Source organism: Billgrantia kenyensis, assembly GCF_013697085.1.
Lineage (GTDB): Bacteria > Pseudomonadota > Gammaproteobacteria > Pseudomonadales > Halomonadaceae > Halomonas > Halomonas kenyensis.
This window is the reverse complement of sequence record NZ_JACEFT010000010.1, coordinates 21,715-33,097: the sequence shown is the minus strand read 5'-3', so window position 1 is coordinate 33,097 and position 11,383 is coordinate 21,715. Positions and strand designations below refer to the sequence as shown.

Genomic DNA, 11,383 nt, shown 5'->3' with positions numbered 1-11,383 from the left:
GCTTCAGGTCGTGACGGGGGTCGCCTCGACGTCACGCATCAGGGCGTCGAAGGGCACCGAGACCTTGACCCTGGGCGTGACGGACTGCACCTCGCCGCCGCTGTCGTGATCGCGGCTGATGGCGTACTCCACCGCCTCGACGGCGCTCTTGCCGTGGTCGATGGCGGCCAGCGCCCACTTCCAGCCGGTGCCGTAGGCTACGGGGCCGTTGACGGGAATTCGCACCAGCTTATTGAACATCTCGAAGACACCGTCGGGCCCGGCGATGATCATCTCGACCCGGCTGACGTTCGGCTTGTCGTTACGCGGTGCCCCGGCCTGCAGCCACTCCAGCACTTCCCACCACTCCTGCTGCTCGCCGGCGAAGGCAACCCATTCGCCGCTGTCGAGCTGGAACAGCTTCTGCGCATGGTTATAGGTCGAGCCGTTGACACTGATCAGCGAATCCGTCGCGAGCGTCGTTCCATCCCATACGATTGTGGTCATGCTGGATACCTCGGGTGATGAATGGCGCGGGCCTCAACGAGATTTAAACGAGCCCCCTGCGACAGGCGCAGGGTAGGATCGAAACATGCAAGAAATCGACACACGAACTCGAGGATTTGTAACCCATCAAGGCCAGGACTGGCGTCACGATCCAAGCATAAGGGAGCGCTAAGTAAAGGAGGCCTGTCGCACCTTTTCCAACCCCGCCGAGGAGATCAAGCCCTGGGCGAAGGCATGCTGGGCCATGTCCATACTGTCCTCGGCCAGCACCAGGTCACAGCCGGTATAGCGTATCTCGTCACGCAGCGCCTTGATGGCTCGCTCGCGCTCGGACCGACGTTCGACGCGACGTATATAGACGGCGCGAATGCGCTCGGGATACTCATGCACGATCTGGGCATAGACCTCCGGGTCGTGCTGCCCGCTGTCGCCGATCAGCACGCAAGGCAGTTCGTCTCGCATCGACAGCATGTGCTTGATCATATCGTACTTGTGATCCTCGGCACGCCGCGGCCACGGCTTGCGCAACGAGATACCCCACTCACGCAGGAACAGGATCGGCCCGACCGGGATACGATTGAGCTGGAAGAACTCCTCGAGCATCTCGTAGATGCTCCAGGGCCCTCGTGAAACATACAGGATCGGCCGTTTGGCATTACCGCTCCTGCCGGCGTGCAGCGCCTGGTAGAGAGCGGCTGCCCCGGGAAAGGCCATGCGCTGATGGGCCTGCTTGACGAACAGGCGATGCACCATGCGTAGCGTGTTGGCCACCCCCGTGTACATCACCGTATCGTCGATGTCGCTGATCACCAGCAGATCGGCGCCGACCTGGGGAACGTAGACCTCGGCGAAGGAGTGCACCGGCTCCGCGCCCGGCATGACCACGTGGAGGTCGGCATGATGCCAGGTGGCCTCCCGCGGCAGGGGGTGCTCGAGGGGCAGGTGAACGTCGAAGTAGCCGTCACGATCGGTGGTCACGGTGGTGACGTTGTCGCCCAGCCTGACCTTGACGGTGACCTCGGGCAGACCGTGGCGAAGGAGGCGCCGCACGATGTCCGCCAAGTCACGCAGCACGCCGTAGCGAGGAATTCGCTCGCCCAACGACGTCTGACGAAACACCCTGCCCATGAGGAAGGCTTCGTGGCGCGAGCCATAGCCGCGATAGGGATGCACCACGTAGCCGCCGCGCCCTCGGTCGCGCTTCATGGGACGGGCAGCATTGCGCAGCAGGCGCCTGAAGAGGCCCGTCATCCGGCCTCCCCAGAAGCACCAAGCCGGTGGCAATCGCTGATGCAGTAAGCTGTCGGCCAATCCTGGCGGTGCAACATGTCTCCTCCCTGACACTCAACAGGGCTCGACTTGCGCCGCGCCCTGTCTCTAGTGTGGAGGATAACGCCGTTTGTTCAACCACCTGCGGCTCGCCTGGACGAAAGACACTTGGCAAGCGCTGCGAGCATCTAACGCAGCAGGTCGCGCACGTCCTTTGCTTCCCAGTGTGGGAAATGGCGACGAATCAGCGCGTTGAACTCGAGTTCGAAGGCGGCCCAATCGACCTCGCTGCCTGTGCCCCCCGCCGCCTCGGCGGCACGACGCACCATGCCCGCCCCAACCGTGACGTTGGAGAGCCGGTCGATGACGATGAAGCTGCCGGTTCCCGGGCTCTGATCATACGCATCGAGCGGCACCTCGGCGGTCAGCTCGACCCGGCAGCGGGCAATGGCATTGAGTTCGAGCCGTTCGGTCGGGTGTCGCTCCAGGGTGTTGACGTCCACCTGGTGGTGAATGGCTTCCACACGGCCTGCCACCGAGCGACCGGCCAGGCGGATGTCGTACTGCCGGCCCGGCGTCAGCGGCTGCTCATGCATCCAGACGATGTCGGCATCGAAGGCATTGGTCAGCGTGACCTCGGCATCCTCGGCGACGATCCAGTCACCACGGGAGATGTCGATTTCATCCTCGAGGGTCACGGTCACCGCCTGGCCCGGCCACGCTGCCTCCAGGTCGCCGTCATAGGTCACCACGCGCTCTACCCGGCTGATCTTGCCCGAGGGCAGCGCCTTGACGGCCTGGCCCGGGCGCAGCACGCCTGCCTCCAGGGTACCGGCATAGCCGCGGAAATCGAGGTTGGGACGATTGACGTACTGCACCGGGAAACGCAGGTCGGTGAGATTGCGGTCGCGGCTGACCTCGACGCTTTCCAGCAGCTCCAGCAGGGCCGGTCCCGCCTCGCCATCGACCCGATACCATGGGGTACGGTCGCTGCGGTTGACCACGTTGTCGCCCTCCAGCGCCGACATCGGCACGAAACGCACGTCGTCGACCGCAAGCTGCTCGGCGAAGCGACGGTAGTCGGCGACGATCTCATCGAAGCGCGCCTCGTCGAAGCCCACCAGGTCCATCTTGTTCACCGCGATGACCAGGTGCTTGATGCCCAGCAGGTCGGCAATGAAGCTGTGGCGCCGGGTCTGGGTCTGCACGCCATAGCGGGCGTCGATCAGGATGATCGCCAGGTTGGCGGTTGAAGCGCCGGTGGCCATGTTGCGGGTGTACTGCTCGTGCCCCGGGGTGTCGGCGATGATGAACTTGCGCTTGTCGGTAGAGAAGAAGCGGTAGGCCACGTCGATAGTGATCCCCTGCTCGCGCTCCGACTGCAGGCCGTCGACCAGCAGCGCCAGGTCGACGGCATCGCCGGTGGTGCCGCTCTTCTTGGAGTCGCGGGTCAGCGCCGCCAGGTGATCGTCGAAGATCATCTTGGAGTCGTGCAGCAGTCGGCCGATCAGGGTCGACTTGCCGTCGTCGACGCTGCCGCAGGTGATGAAGCGCAGCAGGTCCTTGTTCTCGTGCTCGTGCAGGTACTGCTCGATGTTATCGGCAATTAGAGAAGACTGGTGGGCCATGGTGACATCCTGAAAATCATTGATCAGACACTGAGCGAAAAGTCAGCGAGACGCAGCGAGCTTTCGCCAGCGGCTAGAAGTACCCCTCACGCTTCTTCTTCTCCATCGAGCCCGCCTGGTCATGGTCGATGGCCCGGCCGCTGCGCTCGCTGGTGCGAGTCAGCAGCATCTCCTGGATGATCTCGGGCAGGGTGTCGGCCTTTGACTCCACCGCACCGGTCAACGGGTAGCAGCCCAGGGTGCGGAAGCGCACCCACTTCTCCTCGGGCAGTTCGCCGGAGGTCAGCGGCAGGCGCTCGTCGTCGACCATCACCAGCATGCCGTCGCGCTCCACCACCGGGCGCGGCGCGGCATAGTAGAGCGGCACGATGGGAATCTGCTCGAGGTAGATGTACTGCCAGATGTCCAGCTCGGTCCAGTTGGACAGCGGGAAGGCACGGATCGACTCACCCTTGTTGACCCGGGCGTTGTAGAGGTTCCACAGCTCCGGGCGCTGGCTCTTGGGATCCCAGCGGTGGAACTTGTCACGGAAGGAGAATACCCGCTCCTTGGCCCGGCTGGCTTCCTCGTCGCGGCGAGCACCGCCGAAGGCAGCATCGAAGCCGTACTTGTCCAGCGCCTGCTTGAGGGCCTGAGTCTTCATCACGTCGGTATAGCCGCTGGAGCCGTGATCGAAGGGGTTGATGCCGGCGGCACGCCCTTCCTCGTTGGTATGCACCAGCAGCTCCATGCCGACCTCGGCGGCCATGCGGTCGCGGAAGGCGATCATCTCGCGGAATTTCCAGGTGGTATCCACATGCAGCAGCGGGAACGGCGGCGGCCCGGGGAAGAACGCCTTGCGCGCCAGGTGCAGCATCACCGAGGAGTCCTTGCCGATGGAGTAGAGCATCACCGGGTTGCGGAACTCGGCGGCCACCTCGCGGATGATGTGAATCGACTCGGCTTCCAGCTGCTGGAGGTGGGTCAGCCGGCGCGGCGACAGCAAGGCTGCCGGGTCGGCAGCTGGAGTAGCCGGCTTCTGCTCGGGAGCTTGGAGAGTGGTCATCGGCCCGGATACCTCGCATGACGATGGGCAGGAAGGATCATGCGAACAGGGTAACGCTGCCTCAGTAATAACGTAAAAGAATGATTGCCTATCTTTTTATATCAAAAAGAAATCAACATCAGAGATCGACACGCTCGATCCAGGTCTGCCACTCCCGCTCGTGCAGATCCAGCACCCGGTATCCGGGCCGCGACGCCTCGTCGATGGCAAAAGCGTCGGCGCCGGCCAGGAACTGGTCGGTGGTGGAGGGGCAGCCGTAGACCATCACATCGCCTTCCTCGAGGGAGTGGCGGCCAGCATAGGCCTGGTGGATATGCCCGCAGAGAATGGCCTTGAGCTGAGTGAACGGCATCAGCGCCTGCCACAGGGCTTCGCTGTCCTTGAGCCCGATCTCGTCGAGCCAGACGGAACCAACGGCCAGCGGGGGATGATGCATGGCCAGCAGCGTGGGGCGCTCGTCCTGCGCAAGACGCTCCGCCAGGGCAGCGATCCGGTCCTCGCCAAGCTCACCGTGGGCCTGTCCGGCAACGCAGGTGTCGGCGATCAGCAAACGCCAGACACCGAGATCGATGTCGTCGTGTATGGCCCGGATATCCCGCATCAGGCCAGGCTGATCGTGATTGCCGCCGAACCAGAACCAGGGGCAGTCGAGGCTGGCAAGCACCCGCTCGGCGTTGTGGTAAGAAGCGTGGGTCTCGTCCTGGCTGATGTCACCGGTGACCAGGACCAGATCCGGGCGCTCGTGGCGCACCGCCTCCACCACGGCTTCGAGCTGACGCAGCGGAAACCCGGCTCGGGAGCGCGCAGCGGGATCGGCATGCAGATGGCAGTCGGTGAGCTGGACCAGACGCGTCATCCCGGCTGTTCCGTCAGGTTGGTCGGGTGGCCATGGGCCAGGCCATGAGCCAGCCATTCGCCGAGGAAGCGGTTGAGCTGGAGCTTCTCGTCGGGCTGGAACATGCGCACGTTGGGATAGCGGTAGCGTCCGCGGAAGTGGCGCTCGCGCTGGAAGTCGGTGACCTCGGCCATGCGCACGTCGTGGTAGAGGTGCACGCGCATGCGCGGCGGCTCGATCACGCCATCCATCAGGCTGCTCTGGCTGACACGGGCAATGGTGGTGTAGGGCGCCCGCTCCAGCACCGACAGCCACAGGGTGCCGAACCGGCCACGGGTGCCGGTCAGCTCGAATTCGCGCGTTGCCCCCACACCCAGATCGCCCAGTAACCGGGTCAGGCGCAGGTAGTTGGCGCTGCATTCGCCCTGCAGGCCTTTCAGATCGGTGACATAGGCGGTTCTCGCCATGCTACCCCCTTGCTCTCAGTGATGCGCGCTCGCTCGCCAACCAGTAGAAGGCGATCAGACACATGGCATTGTCGAGTCGCCCGGCCAACATTAGTTCCCAGGCCCGGTTAAACGGTAACACGTGGACGCGAATATCCTCGTGTTCTTCATCCAGCCCATGTACGCCTCCCAGGCCGCCGCAGTCGACCAGGGCACAGAATAGCGTCACCCGCTCCGTGCAGGCACCGGGGCTCGGGTAGTAGGTATGCAGCTCGATCAGCTCATCGACCTGGCAACCGGCCTCTTCCATGGCTTCGCGCCGGGCCACTTCGGCCGCGCTCTCGCCCGCATCCACCAGACCGGCGACGATTTCGAGCTTCCATGGTGATTGCGGATCGTCCAGGGCACCGGCACGGATCTGCTCGACCAGCGCCACACAGTCACGTTCGACGTCATAGAGCAGCACACCCACGGCGTCGTGGCGCACGTGGACTTCACGCACCATCTCGCCGCTCCAGCCACCTTCGAACAGACGATGGCGCAGGTGCACTTCATCCAGGCGGAAGAAGCCCTGATGCAGTCGACGCCGCTCGATCAGTTCGACATCATCCGCATGAAAGGCGGGAAGGAAGGCGGTTTCCCGGCCGCCATCGTAAGAGTCGGTCATGCCGGTCTCCGAATCTGCGAATGGCGACCATTATCATGACCGCAGCCGGGAAAGCCAACCGTTGCATGCGACCCCGCACGTTCGCAGCGACGAACGCACGGCGTGATGCATGGGCGGAATCAAAGCCTGGACAGCAGCGCTCGGGCCTCTTCACGCAGTGCTTCGTCCGAGGCCTGGCGATCCTCACGTGCCATGCCGTCGACAGCGCGCTGGGCATGCTCGCGCGCCTCCTGCTGGCGACCTTCGTCCTCGAGGAAAGTGGCATAGTAGTAGTTGACGTCGATGCCGTCGGGACGAATCTCCAGGGCACGCTGGAACATCTGTTCGGCGGTGTCGCTGTTGCCGAAGCCAACGGGGCGTCCCGGGGCGCGGTCGTAGAGCGCGCCCAGAGTCACGTAGGCCGAGCCGTTGCCGCCCTGGGGGTCGAGTTCGATGGCACGCTCCAGCGCATCGCGAGCGGAGCGGGCACTGCCGAGCGCGCCCAGGCCGCTGCGCTCACGGGCATGCGATGCCTCGATGATGCCGAGCCAGATCAGCGGCTGGGCCTCACCGGCATTGGCTTCGGCCAGCTGCTCGGCTTCATTCGCCAATGACTGGAGCGCACGGCGACGCTCGCCTTCCGCCTGCTGTGTCGTGATCTGCTCCCAGCGCTGCTTGAGCGCCTCGATCTCGCCCTCCCAGGCCAGGGCACCGGTGAACGGCGCGAGCAATAGGCCGGCGCCCAGTGCAGCGCCGATAAGCTGACGTCGTAACATGTCCAGACTCCTTTCTTCGCAAAGGTTGTTCTTGGGTACGGCAGGACCGCCCTAGAAATGTAACGAACGTTTGAATGATTCGCCAGCCCCATCGAAGCACGGATGCCTGGCCCCCTGCCGGCCAATGGCGTATGTTGCCTGATTCGCATCGATGGAGGAGCGCACCGGCATGAAGGGCCGCAACATGACGCGCTGGCGCGATCCCGCCAAGGATCCGCGCCAGGAGCCCAGGAGCAACCTGATCACCGCCGAGGGTGCGGCGCGCCTGCGCGGCATTCTCGATCACCTTTCGCGAATCAAGCGCCCCGAGCTGTCAGCCAAGGTGGGCGAGGCCGCAGCGCTGGGCGATCGCAGCGAAAATGCCGACTACACCTACAACAAGAAGGAGCTCAACCGGGTCATCGCCCGCATCCGCTACCTGACCAAGCGGCTCGACGAACTGCAGGTGGTGGATCGGCTGCCGGCGGATACCGACAAGGTCTACTTCGGTGCTTTCGTCACTCTTGAGGACGAGGCAGGCGAGGAGATGCAGATCCGCATTGTCGGCCACGACGAGACCGATACCACCAAGCGCTGGATCAGCGTCGATGCCCCGCTGGCCAAGGCACTGCTGGGCAAGGCGCTGGACGACGACGTGACGGTGAAGGCTCCGGCTGGCGACACCGCCTATATCATCACCGATATCGTTTACCGCGACCCTGCCACCCGCGCCCGATAGACCCGAAACCGGCGGTCGTCGGCAACGACCTGAAAGCCACCGAAGATGCTCTCGAGCAAGTCGGGATAGGGCAGGAAGGCGTTGGCCACCAGCCACAGCTCGCCGGCAGGGAGCAGGTGCGCCGGCGCTTCGCGAATCAGTCGCCCTGCCGGGCCGTAGTCGATGTTGCGCTCCTGATGAAACGGCGGGTTGCTGACGATGGCGGCAAAGCGCCTCGCCTTGAGGGTCGAATAGACATCGCCGGCCTGGACCTGCCCTTCGAGGCCATTGGCGGCCAGGGTTCGCCGGGTCGCCTCCACCGCGAAGCCGTTCACGTCTATCGCCGTCACCGTGTGGCCACGGCGAGCCAGCCAGGCGGCGATGATGCCGTCGCCGCAGCCTATGTCGAGGACTTCGCGCGACTGCCCGGGCTCCGGAAGGTCACGCTCGAGCCACTCGAGCAGCAGCCTGGTGCCTGCATCCAGCTTGCCGTGGCCGAACACGCCGGGATGGCTGACAAGCGTCAGCCCCTCGGCCTCGAAGGTGGTCCAGGCGGCGTCAGGGTCGAGGCCGACGTCACCGAGGCGGGTCTCGAACAGGATGCAGCGCCGCGCGCTGTCGAGCTTGCGACAGCCCAGCCCCAACGCGGCAAGCACCTTCAGCACCCGCTTGATGCCGCCCTGGTTCTCGCCCACCAACTGCAATCGCGTACCCGCCGGCAGGTTGGCGCACAGCCACAGCAGCCACCACTCGCCCAGCGCATGGCTCTTGGGCCAGAACAGCACCGCACCGGCAGGCTCGCCGACGGAGCCGGCATCGAACGGCGAGAGAGCGTGGCTTCCGCGTTCTCGCCAGGCCTGCAGCAGCCCATGGTCGGCGCTGAGGAGACTTCCCTCCCTCCCCTCGAGCCAGGCATCCCGCGGCGGGGCCACCCACAGCCAGCCGCGGTAGTCGGCGTCCTGACGCGCGAGTAATTGGCATACCGGCGTTTGCGCGCTCATCGGGGCGCCTCCTCAGATGATCCCTCCGCGCGTACCAGCGTATAGAGCAGGTAGCGGCCCAGGCGCCAGTGCGGCTCGGCCTGGCAATAGCGTCGCTCCAGCGCCACCAGGCGCTGCCAGTCGGCTTCGCTGGTCGGCGGGTGGCGCAGGTAGTCATGGAAAACGCGAATGCCCGCCACCGAGCGGACCGACAGCCCGCAGTCGCGGCTCCAGGTCGCGATCTGCTCATGACAAAGCGGCGAGATGGGGGTCAGCCTCTGCCGCTTGCCGGTTCCTTCGAGGCGGTCGTCCAGCGCCTTCTGCAGGTTGCCCTTGACCACGTTGGACATGCGCAGCGCATCGCGATTGAACACCATCAGCGAGAGCTGCCCGTGGGGGGCGAGAGCGCCGGCCAGCGTGGCGAGCGCCGCACGCGGATCGCTGAGCCACTCGAGAACCGCATGGCAGGCAATCAGTGGCCAAGGTCCGGGCGCCCTTTCCGGCAGCGCCTGCAGCGGTGCCTCGACAAAGGTGACCGGCCACTCGACGAGGTCCACACGGGCGCGCTCGAGCATCTCGCCGGCCGGCTCCAGCAGCGTCACGGTGTGGCCACGCCCGGCGAACCAGGCGGAGAGCTGGCCAAGGCCGCCGCCCACGTCCAGCATCGGCTGCCCATCGAGGTCGAGCATGGCCGGCAGCAGTTCGTCGAGCAGGGCCAGGCGCAGGGCGCCGCGCGGCCCGCCGTAGAGGCTGCCGGCAAACTTCTCGGCAAGACCGTCGAAATGCCGATCTCCGGCTGGCGAAAGTGGAGTGGAGTGGGTCATGGCTGTGCCTGGCGAAAGTATGTGGCGGGGCATTCTACCTATCCCGTGAAAGCCTGGGCAGGTGTCGTTGCCACTTCACCTCCTCTTCCAGCTGAGCCGCCAGCGCCAGCAGGCGGCGCTCGTCGCCCATGGCGCCGACGACCTGGACGCCGACCGGCAAGCCCTCCGGCGTGACATGCAGCGGCAGCGACATGGCCGGCTGGCCGGTGAGGTTGGCCAGCTGGGTGTAGGGCGTGCGGGACAGGGCATCGCGCGCCAGGTGGCGCAGCATGCCAGCCTTCAGCGCCAGCCTGGGCGCCCCGGGAAGGGCCAGCAGCGACATCAGCCGCTCATGGGAAGGTGGGGGGTAGAGCTCGCCGAGGCGCGGTGGCGGCGCTGCGGTTACCGGCATCAGAAGCATGTCGAAGCGGCGATGGAAGGCGCCCATGGCCCGGGCTGCCAGGTTCCACTCGCGCCTGGCCAGCTCATAGTCGCGTACCGAGAGGTGAAGGCCCAGGCGGCCGATGGCACGGGTGGCGGGCTCGATTTCGAGGCGTGAGACTGCCACGCCGGTTTCCCGGGCGATCCACGCCAGATCGGCGCTGACGTGTCCCAGGTAGAGCGTCAGGTAGGCGTTGGCCAGCGCCTCACCGTCGACCGGTGGATCGGCCCACTCGACGTGATGCCCGAGGCCTTCGAGCCTGGCCGCCGCCGCTTCCACCGCCTGGCGGACCTGAGGGTCCAGCTCGGTGCCGAGCGGCTTGCCCAGCGGCTCGCCTAGCGAGACCGCCACCCGCAGCGGCTCGGGCGGGCGCTCCAGCGCCGCCAGAAAGCCGCTTTCCCGGGCCACAGGATAGGGGCCACCCTCGTCCATGCCGTTGATGGCGTCAAGCAGCGCGGCGCTGTCGCGCACCGAACGGGTCAAGGCATGCTCGACCACCGCTCCCAGCCACACTTCGCCATGCATGGGCCCCTGCGGTACCCGTCCGCGTGAGGGCTTGAGCCCGAACAGGCCGCAGTAGCTGGCGGGTATCCGGATCGAGCCTCCACCGTCACCGGCCATGGCCACCGGTACCAGGCCAGCGGCCACCGCCGCGGCCGCGCCGCCGCTGGAGCCCCCGGGGGAAAGCTCGAGCTGCCAGGGGTTGCGGGGATGAGGGAAGGCGCGCGGTTCGGTGATGCCCATCAGCCCCAGCTCGGGCGTGGCCGTCTGGCCGAGCAGTGCGAAGCCCGCCTGGCGCAGCCGCGTGACCAGGCTCGAGTCTTCCTGGGGCCGCCAGGTCGCCAGGGATGCGCTGCCGAAGGCCAGCGGCTCGCCGACGATGGCCATCAGCAGATCCTTGGTCAGCGTCGGCACACCGGCAAAGGGTGCGGCATTGTCGACCCTCTCGCTCTCGTCTCGAGCGCGTTCGAATCGGGTACGCACCAGCGCCTGCACGCTCCGGTCACCGCGCTCGATGGCGGCGCAAGCGGCATCGAACACCTCCGTGCGGCTGACCTCACCCCGGCGGATCAGCTCAGCCAGGCCCAGAGCGTCGTGGCACTGATATTCAGCGATATCCATGGCTCATCTCGGCAACAGTCACTCAACGAATCATGCCGCCTGACGTTCCCCGGGGCAACGTCGACCGAGCCAACGGTTTATCTCGTTGCCACAAGGGCTTATAATGCGCAGCCGAAACGCCCCCTTAGCTCAGCTGGATAGAGCGGCCCCCTCCTAAGGGGCAGGTCTCAGGTTCGAATCCTGAAGGGGGCGCCATCTCTATCCATCC

At 65.7% G+C, this 11,383-nt stretch carries 12 protein-coding genes and 1 tRNA gene; 2 read left to right on the top strand and 11 right to left on the bottom strand.

The features are described 5' to 3' along the window. Positions 1 to 3: 3 nt before the first annotated feature. From H1D44_RS09765 to H1D44_RS09730, 8 genes are all read right to left on the bottom strand, one after another. Positions 4 to 486 carry a 20S proteasome subunit A/B gene (locus H1D44_RS09765; RefSeq protein ID WP_181514664.1) on the bottom strand — a complete coding sequence of 161 codons (483 nt, stop codon included), beginning with the start codon at positions 484 to 486 and terminating at the stop codon, positions 4 to 6. Positions 487 to 654: 168 nt separating this feature from the next. Next, positions 655 to 1,737, bottom strand: coding sequence for an App1 family protein (locus tag H1D44_RS09760; RefSeq protein WP_181514663.1), 1,083 nt, complete (start codon positions 1,735 to 1,737; stop codon positions 655 to 657). Between the two features lie 206 nt (positions 1,738 to 1,943). Beyond that, positions 1,944 to 3,383 (bottom strand): sulfate adenylyltransferase subunit CysN, encoded by a 1,440-nt coding sequence (gene cysN, locus H1D44_RS09755; RefSeq protein WP_181514662.1) that lies wholly within the window; start codon positions 3,381 to 3,383, stop codon positions 1,944 to 1,946. Positions 3,384 to 3,456: 73 nt separating this feature from the next. Beyond that, complete coding sequence (gene cysD, locus H1D44_RS09750) at positions 3,457 to 4,428, bottom strand: sulfate adenylyltransferase subunit CysD (protein ID WP_422671661.1); 972 nt, start codon at positions 4,426 to 4,428, stop codon at positions 3,457 to 3,459. 118 nt (positions 4,429 to 4,546) lie between these two features. Next, the gene (locus H1D44_RS09745) at positions 4,547 to 5,284 is read right to left on the bottom strand and encodes a phosphodiesterase (RefSeq protein ID WP_181514661.1); all 738 of its coding nucleotides are present in this window, start codon (positions 5,282 to 5,284) and stop codon (positions 4,547 to 4,549) included. Beyond that, positions 5,281 to 5,730: a DUF1249 domain-containing protein gene (locus H1D44_RS09740; RefSeq protein WP_181514660.1), complete on the bottom strand. Its 450-nt coding sequence runs from the start codon at positions 5,728 to 5,730 to the stop codon at positions 5,281 to 5,283. Before H1D44_RS09740 ends, H1D44_RS09745 begins: the two co-directional genes overlap by 4 nt. A 1-nt stretch (position 5,731) precedes the next feature. Beyond that, positions 5,732 to 6,376 carry an NUDIX domain-containing protein gene (locus H1D44_RS09735; RefSeq protein WP_181514659.1) on the bottom strand — a complete coding sequence of 215 codons (645 nt, stop codon included), beginning with the start codon at positions 6,374 to 6,376 and terminating at the stop codon, positions 5,732 to 5,734. Positions 6,377 to 6,495: 119 nt separating this feature from the next. Then, the gene (locus H1D44_RS09730) at positions 6,496 to 7,131 is read right to left on the bottom strand and encodes a TRAP transporter TatT component family protein (protein ID WP_181514658.1); all 636 of its coding nucleotides are present in this window, start codon (positions 7,129 to 7,131) and stop codon (positions 6,496 to 6,498) included. 169 nt (positions 7,132 to 7,300) lie between these two features. Here H1D44_RS09730 and greB point away from each other — a divergent pair, with 169 nt between their 5' ends. Beyond that, complete coding sequence (gene greB, locus H1D44_RS09725; protein WP_181514657.1) at positions 7,301 to 7,849, top strand: transcription elongation factor GreB; 549 nt, start codon at positions 7,301 to 7,303, stop codon at positions 7,847 to 7,849. Here the strand turns inward: greB and H1D44_RS09720 are convergent. Genes H1D44_RS09720 through H1D44_RS09710 form a run of 3 tightly spaced genes read right to left on the bottom strand, consistent with a single transcriptional unit; the run spans position 7,819 to position 11,175 of the window. Next, the gene (locus H1D44_RS09720; RefSeq protein ID WP_181514656.1) at positions 7,819 to 8,829 is read right to left on the bottom strand and encodes a methyltransferase; all 1,011 of its coding nucleotides are present in this window, start codon (positions 8,827 to 8,829) and stop codon (positions 7,819 to 7,821) included. The genes greB and H1D44_RS09720 overlap by 31 nt on opposite strands. Next, on the bottom strand, positions 8,826 to 9,632 hold the full coding sequence (locus H1D44_RS09715) for a methyltransferase domain-containing protein (RefSeq protein WP_181514655.1): 807 nt from the start codon (positions 9,630 to 9,632) through the stop codon (positions 8,826 to 8,828). Before H1D44_RS09715 ends, H1D44_RS09720 begins: the two co-directional genes overlap by 4 nt. 34 nt (positions 9,633 to 9,666) lie before the next feature. Continuing rightward, positions 9,667 to 11,175 (bottom strand): amidase, encoded by a 1,509-nt coding sequence (locus H1D44_RS09710; protein WP_181514654.1) that lies wholly within the window; start codon positions 11,173 to 11,175, stop codon positions 9,667 to 9,669. Positions 11,176 to 11,293: 118 nt separating this feature from the next. Between H1D44_RS09710 and H1D44_RS09705 the strand changes: the two genes are divergently transcribed. Continuing rightward, positions 11,294 to 11,370: transfer RNA gene (locus H1D44_RS09705), tRNA-Arg, on the top strand. Positions 11,371 to 11,383: the final 13 nt, after the last annotated feature.